The sequence below is a fragment of the Flavobacterium sp. NRK1 genome, assembly GCF_024054175.1.
Classification (GTDB): domain Bacteria; phylum Bacteroidota; class Bacteroidia; order Flavobacteriales; family Flavobacteriaceae; genus Flavobacterium.
In genome coordinates this window covers 1,791,559-1,807,537 of sequence record NZ_JAMXLA010000001.1, presented here as the reverse complement: position 1 = coordinate 1,807,537, position 15,979 = coordinate 1,791,559, and the positions used below count along the sequence as shown (strand labels likewise).

General features: G+C 37.0%; 11 protein-coding genes and 1 tRNA gene. 5 read left to right on the top strand and 7 right to left on the bottom strand.

Annotation, left to right across the window (positions count from 1 at the left end):
* Positions 1 to 36: 36 nt before the first annotated feature.
* Genes infB through rimP form a run of 3 tightly spaced genes read right to left on the bottom strand, consistent with a single transcriptional unit; the run spans position 37 to position 4,696 of the window.
* On the bottom strand, positions 37 to 2,916 hold the full coding sequence (gene infB / locus NHE85_RS08270) for a translation initiation factor IF-2 (protein WP_252811516.1): 2,880 nt from the start codon (positions 2,914 to 2,916) through the stop codon (positions 37 to 39).
* A gap of 55 nt (positions 2,917 to 2,971) precedes the next feature.
* Positions 2,972 to 4,213 carry a transcription termination factor NusA gene (nusA, locus tag NHE85_RS08265; protein ID WP_252811515.1) on the bottom strand — a complete coding sequence of 414 codons (1,242 nt, stop codon included), beginning with the start codon at positions 4,211 to 4,213 and terminating at the stop codon, positions 2,972 to 2,974.
* Positions 4,214 to 4,231: 18 nt separating this feature from the next.
* Entirely contained in the window at positions 4,232 to 4,696 is a 465-nt protein-coding gene (rimP, locus tag NHE85_RS08260; RefSeq protein WP_252811513.1) for a ribosome assembly cofactor RimP, read from the bottom strand.
* Between the two features lie 174 nt (positions 4,697 to 4,870).
* On the opposite strand from rimP, the gene NHE85_RS08255 reads away from it, so the two are divergent.
* Positions 4,871 to 5,716 (top strand): universal stress protein, encoded by an 846-nt coding sequence (locus NHE85_RS08255; protein ID WP_252811511.1) that lies wholly within the window; start codon positions 4,871 to 4,873, stop codon positions 5,714 to 5,716.
* 96 nt (positions 5,717 to 5,812) lie between these two features.
* On the opposite strand, the gene NHE85_RS08250 is transcribed toward NHE85_RS08255, so the two are convergent.
* A tRNA-Gln gene (locus NHE85_RS08250) sits at positions 5,813 to 5,883 on the bottom strand.
* A gap of 150 nt (positions 5,884 to 6,033) precedes the next feature.
* On the opposite strand from NHE85_RS08250, the gene NHE85_RS08245 reads away from it, so the two are divergent.
* The 3 genes from NHE85_RS08245 to NHE85_RS08235 all read left to right on the top strand — a co-directional run bounded on the left by NHE85_RS08245 (position 6,034) and on the right by NHE85_RS08235 (position 13,454).
* Positions 6,034 to 9,315, top strand: coding sequence for a DUF2723 domain-containing protein (locus NHE85_RS08245; RefSeq protein ID WP_252811509.1), 3,282 nt, complete (start codon positions 6,034 to 6,036; stop codon positions 9,313 to 9,315).
* Positions 9,316 to 9,460: 145 nt separating this feature from the next.
* Positions 9,461 to 12,742 (top strand): DUF2723 domain-containing protein, encoded by a 3,282-nt coding sequence (locus NHE85_RS08240; protein ID WP_252811507.1) that lies wholly within the window; start codon positions 9,461 to 9,463, stop codon positions 12,740 to 12,742.
* 73 nt (positions 12,743 to 12,815) lie between these two features.
* Positions 12,816 to 13,454, top strand: a complete 639-nt coding sequence (locus tag NHE85_RS08235) for a polysaccharide deacetylase family protein (protein WP_252811505.1) — start codon at positions 12,816 to 12,818, stop codon at positions 13,452 to 13,454.
* On the opposite strand, the gene NHE85_RS08230 is transcribed toward NHE85_RS08235, so the two are convergent.
* The 3 genes from NHE85_RS08230 to NHE85_RS08220 all read right to left on the bottom strand — a co-directional run bounded on the left by NHE85_RS08230 (position 13,451) and on the right by NHE85_RS08220 (position 15,518).
* Entirely contained in the window at positions 13,451 to 13,747 is a 297-nt protein-coding gene (locus tag NHE85_RS08230) for a co-chaperone YbbN (protein WP_114756316.1), read from the bottom strand. The genes NHE85_RS08235 and NHE85_RS08230 overlap by 4 nt on opposite strands.
* A gap of 75 nt (positions 13,748 to 13,822) precedes the next feature.
* On the bottom strand, positions 13,823 to 15,052 hold the full coding sequence (locus NHE85_RS08225; RefSeq protein WP_252811503.1) for a metallophosphoesterase: 1,230 nt from the start codon (positions 15,050 to 15,052) through the stop codon (positions 13,823 to 13,825).
* Positions 15,053 to 15,101: 49 nt separating this feature from the next.
* The gene (locus tag NHE85_RS08220; RefSeq protein ID WP_252811501.1) at positions 15,102 to 15,518 is read right to left on the bottom strand and encodes a helix-turn-helix domain-containing protein; all 417 of its coding nucleotides are present in this window, start codon (positions 15,516 to 15,518) and stop codon (positions 15,102 to 15,104) included.
* Here NHE85_RS08220 and NHE85_RS08215 point away from each other — a divergent pair.
* Positions 15,498 to 15,971 carry a DoxX family protein gene (locus NHE85_RS08215; protein WP_252811500.1) on the top strand — a complete coding sequence of 158 codons (474 nt, stop codon included), beginning with the start codon at positions 15,498 to 15,500 and terminating at the stop codon, positions 15,969 to 15,971. The genes NHE85_RS08220 and NHE85_RS08215 overlap by 21 nt on opposite strands.
* The last annotated feature ends 8 nt before the right edge of the window (positions 15,972 to 15,979 follow it).

The window sequence follows — 15,979 nt, the reverse complement described above, 5'->3', positions numbered from 1 at the left end:
GTATAAACAGTTGGGATTTTTATATAGAATAACTTATTACTTAAGTTTCTTTTTCACTTCAACCTCCTGATAAGCTTCAATTATATCAAGCTGCTGAATATCGTTATAGTTCTTAATCTGCATACCGCAATCGTATCCTTTAGAGACTTCTTTAACATCGTCTTTAAAACGTTTAAGCGCAGCAAGCTCTCCGGTATAGATAACAACTCCATCCCTGATAAGTCTGATCTTAGAACTTCTGAATATCTTACCATCTGTAACCATACATCCGGCAATAGTACCAACTTTAGATATTTTAAAGGTTTCACGGATCTCAGCAGTACCTGTAACTTCTTCTTTAAGTTCAGGAGACAGCATTCCTTCCATCGCATCTTTAAGATCATCAATAGCATCATAAATGATAGAGTAATTCCTGATATCGATCTCTTCCTTATCAGCAAGTGATCTTGCACTTGCAGAAGGACGAACATTAAATCCGATAATAATCGCATCAGAAGCCGAAGCAAGTAACACGTCAGATTCAGTAATTGCACCTACACCTTTATGTATAATATTTATTTGTATCTCTTCTGTTGAAAGTTTAGAGAAGGAGTCTGACAGAGCTTCAACCGAACCATCCACATCACCTTTAAGGATAATATTAAGTTCTTTAAACTGCCCAAGAGCTATCCTTCGTCCAATTTCAGCCAGAGTAATATGTCGCTGTGTACGCACAGACTGCTCACGCATTAATTGTGTACGTTTAGCCGCAATTTGTTTTGCTTCTCTTTCATCTTCAAAAACACTGAACTTATCACCTGCCGTAGGAGCACCATCAAGACCTAATATAGATATAGGTGTAGAAGGACCTGCTTCTTTAACATTATGGCCACGCTCATCGTGCATTGCTTTTACTTTACCATGATGCTTACCGGCAAGAACATAATCTCCTACCTTTAACGTACCACCCTGAACAAGTACAGTAGCAACGTAACCTCTACCTTTATCTAAGAATGCTTCTACTACGGTACCTACCGCTGCCTTGTCCGGATTAGCTTTAAGATCTAAAATTTCAGCTTCAAGCAATACTTTTTCAAGAAGTTCTTTCACTCCTAATCCTGTTTTTGCCGAAATGTCATGCGATTGTATCTTACCACCCCAGTCTTCAACAAGAAGGTTCATTCCTGCAAGCCTTTCCTTAATTTTTTCAGGATTAGCTGCCGGCTTATCAACCTTATTGATAGCAAATATAATGGGCACACCTGCCGCCTGGGCGTGATTAATAGCTTCTTTTGTTTGTGGCATGATATCATCATCTGCCGCAATAACAATAATAGCAATATCCGTTACCTGAGCACCACGTGCACGCATCGCGGTAAACGCCTCGTGACCCGGTGTATCTAAAAATGCAATTTTCTGTCCGTTATCCAGCGTTACACCATAAGCACCTATATGCTGTGTAATACCTCCCGATTCTCCTGCAATTACATTTTCTTTACGAATGTAGTCAAGAAGGGAAGTTTTACCATGGTCTACGTGGCCCATTACGGTTACAATTGGCGCTCTGAATGTAAGATCTTCTTCTTTATCTTCTACTACCTCCATTGATTCCTCAATATCGGTAGTTATAAATTCAACTTCATAACCAAATTCGTCTGCTACTATGCTTAGTGTTTCGGCATCAAGACGCTGGTTCATGGTTACCATGATACCTAATGACATACATACCGATATAACTTTAGTAATAGGCACATCCATCATGGTTGCAATTTCTCCTACAGTTACAAACTCTGTAACCTTGATAGTTTTGCTTCCTTCGTCAAGCATTCTTTGCTCATCATCAGATTTCTGACGGTGGCTGTCACGCTTATCTCTTCTATATTTAGCAGCTTTAGATTTGCTTCCTTTACCCTGAAGTTTTTCAAGGGTTTCACGAATCTGGTTTTTAACTTCTTCTTCAGTAGGCTCTACCTTAGAAACTATTGCAGGACGTTTAGGCCCGAACTTATTACCTCCCTGAGTGTTTGGCCTTATTTGATTACCACCCGGCCTGTTGTTACCCTGGCCCGGCTGGCCGCCACCCTGCCCCTGAGGTTTAGGAGTGATTCTTTTTCTTTTGTTCTTATCGTTGTTCTGCCCTTGATTTGCACCCGGAGTACCCGGTTTTGAAGCATCTTTTTTAAAGTCTTCTTTTTTCTTCTTAGGCTTATTAAACTGCGAAAGATCTATAGTTTGACCTGTAAAAGTAGCACCTGAAAGTTTTTGGTACTGTGTTTTTATTTTTTCTTCTTCAGGAGCTGCAGCTTGTGCATTTTCCGGCGCAGCAGTCTTTTCAGATGCCGATCTTGGCTGTATGGCAGGTTCCTTTTTACGTTCAGGAGCTGCTTCAGCTTTAGGAGTTTCTGCCTTAGTTTTTTCAACCTTTGGAGTTTCCTGCTTAGACGCTTCAGTTTTTGGAGCTTCCTGTTTAGGTGTTTCGGTATTCGGAGCTTCTGCTTGTACCTTCGGCTCCTCTACCGGGGCTTTAGGCTCCTCTTTTGCCGGAGGAGTGACTGAAGAAGGCTCTGCTTTTTTCGCACCAAGGTCTATTTTGCCGACAGCAACCGGACCAGATAGTGTAGCTTTAGCCTTAATCACTTCCTGTCTTTGCTTTTCCTCTTCCTGCTTCCTTTTATCCTCAATCTCTTTTTCCCTTTCTATACGAAGCGCTTCTTTCTCTTTACGCTTTTCTTCACTAACCTCAAGAGAAGCTTCCTTCTTTCCTTTATCAGCAGAAAATTGATTGAAAAGGGCATTATATTCCTCATTGGATATCTTAGCATTCGGACTTGCATCTATAACATGCCCTTTATCCTTAAGATATTCCACGGCCCTGTCCAGCGAAATATTTAATTCCCTTAATACTTTGTTTATTCTTATTGCTCTTTCTTCAGACATACAATCTTTTTAATTTTATCTTCGGTGTTGTGTTGTGCTTGTAATCTAAACCTGTTTAATCTTCAAACTCTTCTTTAAGTATTCTTACTACCTCAAGTATCGTTTCTTCTTCAAGATCGGTTCTTCTTACAAGATCCTGCACATCCTGGTTTAATACGCTTCTTGCGGTATCTAATCCTATTTTTGCAAATTCCTCAATGATCCATCCTTCAATTTCATCAGAGAACTCTGTTAATTCAACGTCTTCGTCTTCAGCTGCGTTTCCTTCACGGATAACATCAAGCTCATAGCCTGTTAAAAGTCCCGCAAGCTTAATATTATGGCCGCCACGGCCAATAGCTTTAGAAACCTCTTCTAATTTAAGAAATACTTCAGCCCTGTTGGTTGCTTCGTCAATTTTTATAGATGACACTTTTGCCGGGCTAAGTGCTCTGGATATGTAAAGCTGCGTGTTAGTTGTATAATTAATAACATCAATATTTTCATTGCCTAACTCGCGAACGATACCATGAATACGGGAACCTTTCATACCCACACAGGCCCCTACCGGGTCAATTCTGTCATCATAAGAATCTACAGCCACTTTTGCTTTCTCACCAGGAATCCTTACAACCTTTTTAACCATAATAAGGCCATCAAAAACTTCAGGAATTTCCTGCTCAAATAATTTTTCAAGAAATAATTCTGATGTTCTTGACATTATGATCTGAGGCTTATTACCCTTAAGTTCAACACTTTCTATAATACCTCTTACATTATCTCCTTTTCTGAAAAAGTCAGATGGAATTTGTTTTTCCTTAGGAAGCACTATTTCATTTCCTTCATCATCCACCAAAATTACAGCTTTTGGCCTAACATGGTGCACTTCTGCAGTATAAATATCACCAATAATATCCTTAAACTGCTTATAAAGGTTAGTATTATCGTGTTCGTGTATTTTAGATATAAGGTTTTGGCGTAGTGCAAGTATTGCTCTTCTTCCTAACTGAATAAGTTTTACTTCTTCAGAAACATCCTCGCCTACTTCAAAATCCGGCTCAATTTTTCTTGCTTCAGAAAGCGATATCTCCTGGTTAGGATCTTCTACCTCACCATCGGCAACCACCACACGGTTTCTCCATATCTCCATATCCCCTTTATCAGGGTTTATAATGATGTCAAAATTATCATCCGAACCATATTTCTTTTTCAGTGCATTCCTGAATACATCTTCCAGGATTGCCATAAGCGTAACTCTATCAATAAGCTTATCATCCTTAAACTCTGAAAACGAATCTATTAATGCGAGATTTTCCATGCCAACTTTCTTATTTTTTTAAAATTTTATTACAACAACTGCTTCTTTAATGTCCTGATAAGGCAATTCAAGCCTTTTCTGAACCGTTTCTTTACCTTTGCCAATCTGCTTAGGTTCACGTGCTTTCCATTCCAATACTATAAAGTCATCATTAGCATCGGTAATTTCAGCTTCAATCTGATCTGTAGCAGTTTTAACACTAAGTGTCCTGCCCAGATTTTTTTTAAACTGCCTTGGCATTTTTAGCGGGCTTGCCGCACCGCCAGAAGCCACCTCTAAAGAAAAATCTTCTTCTTCCCTGTCAAGGTTATGCTCTATAGCCCTGCTTATATCAATACAATCCTGAAGATTAACTCCGTTATCACCGTCCAGCGTAACCATAATTTTGTTTCCGCTGCCTATAGAAAGATCTATAAGAAACAACGAAGGACGCTCTTCAAGAGCCGTATTAAGCAGATCTGCAACTTTTTCCTTAAACGTCATATTTTGTATAAAAAGAGGGGACTCCTGTCCCCTCATTATTTAGTATTTATTAAATAACGACGCAAATATACTATTTTTTTTTATATCTTGAAAATCATTGGTTAATGTAAAATTAATTCTTACCTTTATGATTGTTAAAATTCCATCCAATTTTGTTAATTATACACTTAAACTATGAAGAAAATTTTAGTCCCTACCGACTTTTCCGCCCACGCTGAATACGCTCTTAAAGTTGCAGCACAAATAGCCCGCAAAAATAATGGTGAAATATTCCTGCTTCACATGCTGGAGCTGCCCGGAATTGCAAGCGATGGAATAGGTGAAAGCAATGCAGTGGGCAGAAGTTCTGATGTTCCTGAGGTTATGTTCTTTATGGAAAAAACACGCGAGCGCTTTCAGGAAATCCTTAACCAGCCTTACCTTGAAGGAATATCTATAGTAGAAGCTATACAATTTGAAAGAGCCTTTGACGGTATTATATCACATAGCAAAAAACACAACATAGACCTTGTTGTTATGGGGTCTCACGGAGCCAGCGGATTCCATGAAATGTTCATAGGGTCTAACACAGAAAAAGTAGTTAGAACTTCTGACATCCCTGTACTTGTAATCAAAAAAGAACAAGGTGAATTTAATCCTCAGAAATTTGTTTTCGCTTCAGATTTTTCAGATGAAATTAAAAAACCATTTGCCAAAGTAGTTCAGTTTGCCAACAGCTTTGGCACAGAACTACACCTGGTATCTATAAATACACCTAACAACTTCAAATCTACGCATGCTGCAGAAAAAACCATTAGTGATTTCACAGCTCAGTTTGATATTAAAAACGGATACACTTCTCACATTTATAACGATGTGAATATTGAAAAAGGAATTTTACATTTTGCTAACAGCATAAATGCCGACCTTATAGGAATGAGTACTCACGGAAGACAGGGACTTGCGCACTTCTTTAACGGAAGCGTAAGCGAGGACCTAGTTAACCACGCAGTAAGACCGGTTATTACCTTTAAGATCTAATAGGATCAACCTTAATAAATAAAAAACGTCTCTTTAAGAGGCGTTTTTTTGTTTTTCACACAATTAAAAAAGCCTCTCATTTCTGAGAGGCTTTTGTTGGTCTACTAGGACTCGAACCTAGAATGACTGAACCAAAATCAGTAGTGTTACCATTACACCATAGACCAGTTAGTTCCTTATTGCGGGTGCAAATGTAGTATATAATTTTTTTTTTGCAAATTTTTAAACTGAAAAATATTAAAAAAATATTTTTGACGTTCTCTATGCTGTAAACCCCTTACATTTGCAAGAAACATAACCTATTCCACACCAACTACATGACTGATTTTAACTTCAAAAAATGGAACTCTATTGCAGGCTGGTCAGTTTTCGCAATTTCTTTTATTATTTATTGTTTAACCGTAGAGCCAAGTCTTAGTTTTTGGGATTGTGGAGAATATATCTCTACATCAGCCAAGCTGGAAATAGGCCATCCGTCAGGTGCGCCGCTATTTCAAATGTTTGGCGCTTTTTTTTCAATGTTTGCGTTTAATAAAGAGAATATCGCATTAATGGTAAATATGCTGTCAGTTACTTCCAGCGCATTTACTATACTTTTCATGTACTGGTCTCTTACTATAATGCTTAAAAACATTGTATCAGGCTACAGCGAATGGAATAAAAACAATGCTGTAATGGTTCTTGGAAGTGCACTTGTAGCCAGTTTAGCATTTGCCGTTAGCGACAGTTTTTGGTTTAATGCTACCGAAGCTGAAGTTTATGCAATGGCATCATTATTTATAGCATTGCTATTATGGGCTGGCTTAAAATGGGGTGAAGATATGCACTCACCACGCGGAAACAAATGGCTTTTACTAATATCATTATTAATTGGCCTTTCGTTTGGCGTACATTTTATGGCACTCCTTACCATACCTTCTATAGGCCTAATTTATTTCTTTAAAAATTATAAAACCGTTACTATAAAAAATTTCATTGTAGCTAATCTTATCATGATTGCTATATTGTTTTTTGTTTTTAAATTTTTGCTCCCCTATACCCTGGCTCTGTTTGGAAAAACAGAGATTTTCATGGTTAATTCTTTAGGGTTACCATTTAACTCGGGTACTATTTTCATGTTTTTAATAATTATTGCCTTTTTTTACTTCGGGCTTAATTACACTAAAAAGAAAGGCCTTGCTGTACACAACACTATTCTGCTTTGCCTGCTTTTTATATTAATAGGATTTTCTACATGGATAATGCTTCCCATAAGAGCCAATGCAAACGTAGTTATTAATGAAAACAGCCCTACCGATGCCGCCGAAGTTCTGGCATACTACAACCGCGAACAATATGGTGAACAAAAAACTTTTTATGGTCCGCTTTATACTGAAAAGTATGCAGGAATAGATAAAAACAATCCTTTTGAAGACGCAAAACCTAATTATGAACGCGATTATAAAACTGGCAAGTATGTTGTTGTAAATAACTTTAAAAATGCCAGGCAGAATTCTGACGAAAGCCATAATGCGATTCTGCCAAGAATGACAAATCCTTCTGCGGCTTCAGAATATATGTTTTTTAGCCACCCTCCTAAATTCAGGTTAGATTCGGATTTCGACTATGCAAACGAACTATTTAAATATGGCGTAGATGTAAATTCACTAAGTGAAGAAGAGGCTTTACAGGCAATTGCACAGATAAAAGGTGAACTGCAGGATATTGTAGCTGAATTTAAAACCGCCTATAATAAAGGCGAACTGGGCTACGAAGAATATGACAAATTCCTTACGCACTACAAGCAATTCCTGATAGTGGAAAAACCAACTTTTGGTGAAAATATTTCTTTTATGTTTGATTACCAATTTGGATATATGTTCTGGCGTTATCTTATGTGGAATTTTACAGGACGCCAAAGTGATATTCAGGGTGAATATGACACTATGAACGGTAACTGGATAAGTGGTGTTAATTTTATAGATGAAGCAAGGCTGGGCTCTCAAAGCCATCTTACTTCAGAAATGAAAAATAATAAAGGGCGGAATATATACTATTTCCTTCCCTTTATACTTGCAGTAATAGGCATGGTATTTCATGCTAAAAAGGATTTGAAAAGTTTTTACATACTATTAGTTTTATTCCTTTTTACAGGCATCGCCTTAAAAATATTCTTAAACGAAAAGCCTTTTGAAGTACGTGAAAGAGATTATGCACTCGTAGGTGCTTTTTATGCTTTTGCAATATGGATCGGCTTTGGCGTATATGCTCTTTATAATGGACTGAAAAAATATATGCAGCCTAAAATTGCTGCTCCTGCAATACTAATTGCAACATTTTTTGCTGCTCCGTTACTTATGGCTAAAGAAAACTGGGATGACCATGACCGATCTGATCGTTATACAGCTGTTGCTTTTGCCAAAGCATATCTTGACTCATGCGAGCCCAATGCAATTTTATTTACCATAGGCGATAATGACACTTTCCCACTATGGTATGCCCAGGAAATTGAAGGGTACCGCACTGATGTAAGAATAGTGTGTACTACCCTTTTACCGTCTGACTGGTATATTGACCAGATGAAGCGAAAAGCATATGAATCTGATCCTGTACCTATTTCATTTAGCCATGATCAATACGTTGACGGCACAAGAGATTATATATTATATCACCCTACTACCAAAGCACGCATTGACATTGATACTTTTATAGACTTTGTAAAACTGGAAAATGAAAGAGCTAAAGTTAAATTATCAGGAGGACAAAGTGCCAATTTCTATCCTACAAACAAAGTAAGCTTTAAAGTAAATAGAGAAGACATTATTAAAAACAAAGTAATAGCACCTAAATATTACGACTCTATAGTATCTTCAATAGATGTAGACCTTCCTGAAGACGCCATTTACAAGAACAGCTTAATGATGCTTGATATTATTAGGAATAATAACTGGAAACGCCCTATTTATTTTTCGGGTGGCAGCCCCGACCTTGCTGATTATGCCTGGATGCAGGATTACATGCAGCTTGATGGGCTTGTTTATAAACTCGTCCCTATAAAAACACCACTACCTGAAGGAGGCAGCCCTATGGAAACAGGCTATATTGATACTGACAAAATGTACAATATTGCCATGAAATGGCAATGGGGTAATAGTGGCAGCCCGGATATTTACCACGATCAGCAAACAATACGCTACAGCAGAGCCTATAGAAGAAATCTTGCTTTACTTGAAGAAAAACTACTTGAAGAAGGCAAAACCAAAAAAGCTGTTGACATTGCCAACCTTGTGATGAAAAATCTTCCTCCGGAATATTATGGCTTTTACTTTATTTATGAGCCTTTCATTTACGGATATTATAAATCCGGAGACACAAAAACAGCCAGAGAGATACTTACTCAACTAACCGGAAAATACAAAGAGAAGTTAGAGTATTATAAATCACTGCCTATAGATAGCCAGAACACACAATATCAGTCAATAATAAGGGAGATTGAACAATACCGCGGACTATTGCTTATTATGAAAGACAATAATGACTTAGCATTTTACAATAAGTCACGTACTGATTTCAACAGGCTTAATAAAGCTTTCAGGCAATTTGAAAGAGATAATGAGTAATGGTACCATTTACTTAATGCTTACAGCATTGTAATAACAATGCTGTATTTTGTGTTTAAGTAACTCAAAAAAACAAACTTTGGCCTTTCCTTAAGGAAAAAAAATAGTTTCTTTGCATAAGAAATCACCGAACAATAATCATTACATGATAACATTCAATTTCAAAAAATGGAATACCATCGCAGGATGGTCTGTTTTTGCCATTGCCCTTCTTGTTTATTCTCTTACTGTAGAGCCTACCCTAAGCTTTTGGGATTGCGGCGAGTATATAGCAACTTCAGCAAAGCTTGAAGTAGGACACCCTCCGGGGGCTCCTCTTTTCCAGATGATGGGTGCTTTTTTTGCAATGTTTGCCACAGGACCTGATAAGGTTGCACTTATGGTTAATATGATGTCGGTGTTTTCCAGTGCCTTTACAATACTTTTCATGTTCTGGTCTTTAACCATATTGCTTAAAAATCTTATTAGCAGAGTATCTGAACTTAATAACAATAACGCAATTGTAATACTTGGAGCATCTGCTGTAGGCAGCCTTGCTTTTACTTTTACTGATAGCTTTTGGTTTAATGCCGTTGAAGCAGAAGTATATGCTATGGCTTCATTGCTTATAGCTTTACTGCTTTGGCTTGGCCTTCGCTGGGAGCAGGAAATGCATACGCCAAGAGGTAATAAGTGGCTTCTTATTATATCATTAGTAGTAGGTTTATCGTTCGGTGTACACTTTATGGCCCTATTAACTATACCATCAATTGGGTTTATTTACTACTTTAAAAACTACCAAAAAATAACTATAAAAAGCTTTATCATAGCCAATGTGGTTATTGTAGCTATATTACTTTTCATTTTTAAATTATTGCTACCGTATACCATGGCACTGTTTGGTAAAACAGAAATTTTCATGGTAAATACTTTCGGATTGCCATTTAACTCCGGAACAATATTTATATTACTGGCTATTATTGCTTTCTTTTATTTTAGCCTGCAATACACCAAAAAGAAAGGCCTTGCTTTTTATAACACTATAATTCTTTGCATACTTTTCATCTTAATTGGGTTTTCCACATGGATGATGCTGCCTATACGCGCCAATGCCAATGTTGTAATTAATGAAAACAGGCCATCTGATGCTGCCGAAGTATTAGCCTATTATAACCGTGAACAGTATGGCGAGCAAAAACTGTTTTATGGCCCTATGTACACTGATGCATTTACAGGCCTTGACAAGAACAATCCTTACGAGGACGAAAAGCCCAATTACCAGAGAGATTATAAAACCGGCAAGTATGTTATTGTAAATAATTACAAAAATGCCAAACAAAATACGGATGACAATCAGAAAGGCTTTATGCCCAGGATGTGGAGCACCGAACACGCCGTTAATTACATGCGTTTTACCAAACCTGTTGAATTCAGGCTTAATCCGTCTTACGACTATGAGCAGGACTTAATAAAATATGGACTGCCTGTAGACCGAATGAGTGAGGAAGATTACAACACTGCTATGGCTCAGGTTAGAGGTGGTGTAGAACAAGCCGTAAACGAGTTCAAATCGGCTTTCCGTTCCGGACATGCAGATCTTGATGATTATGAAAAATTCCTTAAAACTTATGGAGATTATCTGATTATAGAAAAACCATCATTTATAGACAACATGCAGTACATGTTTGAATATCAGTTTGGCTACATGTACTGGAGGTATCTTATGTGGAACTTTACAGGAAGACAAAATGACATTCAGGGAAGATATGATAACCTTGATGGCAACTGGATAAGCGGTATAACCCCTCTTGATGAGATGCATCTTGGATCGCAAAAAAACCTTCCATCAGACCAGCTAAATAACAAAGGCTATAATGTTTATTATTTCCTTCCATTTATACTGGGACTTATAGGTATTGCTTTTCATGCAAGAAAAGACCCCAAAAGTTTTTATGTATTGCTTACATTATTCCTGTTTACAGGTATTGCTTTAAAAATTTACCTAAACGAAAGGCCTTTTGAACCTCGTGAAAGAGACTATGCCCTGGTGGGTTCATTCTATGTATTTGCCATGTGGATAGCCTATGGTATATATGCTATTTATGATGGAATTAAACAATATTTACAGCCTAAAATTGCAGGCCCTGTAGTTATTGCAGTTACTTTATTGGCTGCTCCTGTACTTATGGCTTCCCAAAACTGGGATGACCATGACCGTTCCGGAAAATATACTGCTGTTGCAATGGCTAAATCATACCTTTCATCCTGCGATAAAAATGCTATATTATTTACCATTGGTGATAATGATACCTTCCCTTTATGGTATGCACAGGAAATTGAAGGTTTCAGGACTGATGTGCGAATTGTAAATACAAGTTTACTTATGACAGACTGGTATATAGACCAGATGAAGGCAAAAGCATACGAGTCTGACCCAATTCCAATTAAATTTACACATGACCAGTATAAACAGGGAACAAGAGATTACAGCCTTTATATACCGGAAACTGAAAACAGATGGGCTCTAAAAGACTTACTTAAATTTATTGCATCGGATGATGAAAGAGTAAAAAAAGAGCTTAATAACGGACATTTTGTAAACTATTACCCTACCAATAAAGTAAGGATTCCTGTAAACAAAGAAGAAATTATAAAAAATAAGATTGTTGCACCTCAGCAATATGATTCTATTGCTCCTTATATAGATGTTACTATAAAAGGTGATGCCCTTTATAAAAACCGCCTTATAATGCTTGACATTATAAATAACAACGACTGGAAAAGGCCTGTTTACTTTACCGGCGGAAGTTTTGGTGATGATGATTACTTATGGATGAAAGATTATCTTCAGCTTGATGGTATGGTATTTAAACTGGTTCCGGTAAGAACCCCTATACCTAAAGACGGAAGCCCGCTTGATATGGGTTATATAGATACCGATAAGATGTATGATATTGTTATGTCATGGGACTGGGGTAACAGCGAAAGCCCTAAAATTTACCATGATCCGGAAACCCGTAAAAACAGTATTACCTACAGAACAAATCTGGCAAGGTTAATGGAAGCTCTTATAAACGAAGGCAAAAAAGACAAGGCTAAGAAAATTATAGATCTTGCTATGACCAAGATGCCTGTAGAACTTTATGAATATTACACCCTGTTAGAGCCATTTGCAACAGGTTACTACGAGCTTGGCGATAAAAAACAAGCCCGTGAACTGCTGGATAAACTTATTAAAAAATATCAGGAAAATCTCATATTTTACAGAGGCTTATCTGTAAGTGACCAACGTGATATTGCAGTAGATATTGTTACGGCTATAGAGCGTTACAGAAGCCTGCTATGGGTTATGAAAGATAATGGTGATACTGAATATTATAATACTGCAAAAGTTAAATTTAATGAGTTTAACGAAAAAGCAGGAAGATATAAAAGAGACAAAGAGTAGCAGTTAACTGTTGGTAACTTTAAGGATATGCAGTACTTTTATAGTGCTGCATATTTTTTTTAATTTAGTTGCTATGAAGCCATATTGGGTAAAAACACACTGGTTCATTAAAAAGCTTTTTCCCGGCTATATCTGGTCTGTAAAAAGCACTAAAAAGACCGTATATCTTACATTTGATGACGGACCTATACCCAAAATTACTGAATGGGTACTTGCTCTTTTAAAAGAGAATAATATTAAAGCTACCTTTTTTTGTATTGGAGACAATATTGAAAAACACCCACAGGTTTTTGAGAAGGTTGTTAGTGAAGACCATACTATAGGCAACCATACCTTTAACCACATTAATGGATGGCACACTGATAATAAAATTTATTTTAAGAATATAGAAGCCTGCCGACAAGCTATAATTAAAAGAACCGACCATGACAGCAAACTGTTTCGGCCTCCTTATGGTAAAATTAGCCATAGCCAGACAAAAGAGGTGAGAAACCTTGGCTATAAAATAGTAATGTGGGATGTTTTAAGTGCCGATTTTGACAGATACATAACTCCGGAAAAATGCTGTGAAAATGTAATAAAAAACGCCACCAACGGCAGCGTAATTATTTTTCATGACAGTATAAAAGCATTTACCAATCTGGAATATGCTTTGCCACGTGTAATAAAATATCTTAAGGAAAATGGATATAGCTTTGGTACTCTGGCTTAAATCTGCTCCTGAACAAGGCCTATTATAGTATTAGCATCAAGCTCGCCTGACTGCCTCCACACCATTTGCCCGTCTTTATAGATCATAAGCGTAGGAAGCCCCTTAATCCTGAGTGCATCGGCCAGCTCCTGGTTTTTGTCCACATCAATTTTTATAACTTTGGCTCTGTCGCCTAATGCAGCCGCCACATCCCTTATAACCGGATGCATGGATACAGAAGGTTCGTTCCACTCTGTATAAAAATCAATTAGTACAGGTACCTGGGAGTTTATAAGTTCTCCGAATTTTGACATAAAATAAAATTTTAAACTAACTTTAAAACCTTTTTATTAAATATAATATTATACAAATATAGTATTTTTACCAAATTAGCCTACTCTTTCCCCTTTTTTTAGTTCGAGCACAGTAATTTCAGGCCATATGCCTACCCGCCCCGGATAAGCATGAAATCCAAATCCGCGATTTACATAAACATAGCGGCCAATATTTTCATACAATCCTGCCCATTGTTTATAAACATATTGTACAGGACTCCACTTAATTACACCTGGAATTTCTATACCAAACTGCAATCCGTGCGTATGTCCGCTTAGTGTTAAATGATAATTATGAGGATTATTTTTTACTTCATACTCCCAATGCGACGGATCGTGGCTCATTAGTATTTTAAAGTCTTTTTGTGCAACTCCCTGGGTAGCTTTAGTCAGATCACCTGCTTTTTTAAAGTTATGCCCCCAGTTTTCTACTCCAATTAAGGCAATATGCTCACCGTCTTTTTCCAGCTTAACGTTTTCATTTAGCAATAACTTAAAGTTTATCTGGCGGTGAAGATCCTTAATATCCTCAAAATTCTTTTGCTTTTCTTCCTGTGAGGGCCAGGTAACATACTCTCCATAATCATGATTGCCTAATACTGAATATTTGCCCATTGGAGGAGTCTCAATGCGTTTAAAAGTATCAATCCACGGATGCATCTCTTCAGCATGAGTATTTACAATATCACCTGTAAACAATATAATGTCAGATTTTTGAGCATTTATAAGGTCTATAGCATATTCAATTTTTTCATGATTATCAAAACTCCCGCTATGTATATCTGATATTTGTGTTATGGTCATACCGTCAAAAGCTTCGGGCAGATCAGGAAAAAAAACTGTTTGTTTTATTACTTTGAAGTTATATTTTCCTTTTGTCATACCATATAGCAGTGAAAGAAATGGTATAGCGGCAAGGCCAAGTGCTATCTGGCTTACAAATTTTCTTCTGTCAGGAAGAAATGACTGCTCGCTGTTGCCTAAAAAAGCTCTTATACAGCCTCCGATAACCCTAAATATATCTTCACTAACCATTATAACCATTATAACCATTTTAGGTATGTAGGTTATAAGCAGCAACCCCATAGTGAATAAGGTTTTTTTATTTTGCCCTACACTTCTGTCAAACTGCGTAAACTGATAGATAATGTATATAAGTATAAAAAGAGAAATGGCTACATAGGCATATTGCATCCATTTTATTTTGGTAACTGTCCTTACGGTCTGGAAAGCATATATTTCTACCAAAGCCACAAAGACAAAGAATAATATCCAGCGGATCATAATTTATATTTTAGGTGTTAACGAATAATAAGTTGTTTTGTTACAGCAATTACTTAGAAGAATTATAATTTTCGATAACACGCCTGCGGTGTTCAACACCCCAATTACGCAATTCTGATATAACTTTATCCAGAGTATGTCCATAGTCTGTAGCTGAATATTCTATAACAACTGGAATGGTATCATAAACTGTACGCTTTACAAGGCCGTGCATTTCCAGTTCACGTAGTTCTTTAGACAGCATCCTGTCTGTTATTTTAGGTATTTCCCTAGCAATTTCACCAAAACGTTTATTGCCCAGATTAAGCGCAACTAAAATTGGCAACTTCCATTTCCCGCTTAATACATCAAGAGCATCCCTTACAGGCAATATCATTCCAAGGCATTTGTCATGATCTGAAGAATCTATATTTTTCATACTATAATACATGATAGCGCTATACTTGTGTATAGTACTTACTTTCATATAGCAAATGTAACTACATTTGTTTATACAAATAACAAAAAAAGTAAAAAAATGAAATACACACTTTTAGCCGGCAGAGTATTATACTCACTTATCTTTATTTTTTCCTCATTTGGGCATTTTAGTGAACCTTCTATAGGCTATGCTGCTTCCAAAGGCGTGCCAGCGGCATCACTATTAGTACCTCTTTCAGGTATAATTGAATTAATAGGGGCTTTAAGTATACTACTTGGGTACAAGGCCAAATATGGAGCATGGTTAATAGTACTATTTCTAATTCCCGTAACATTTATGCTTCATAACTTCTGGACTATTGAAGACGCTATGGCAAAACAAATGGATATGGCAGCATTTATGAAAAATATATCTATGATGGGAGCAGCATTAATGATTGCTTATTTTGGGTCAGGCCCTCTGAGCCTTGATAACAGAAAAAACGAAACAGCATTATAAATATACCT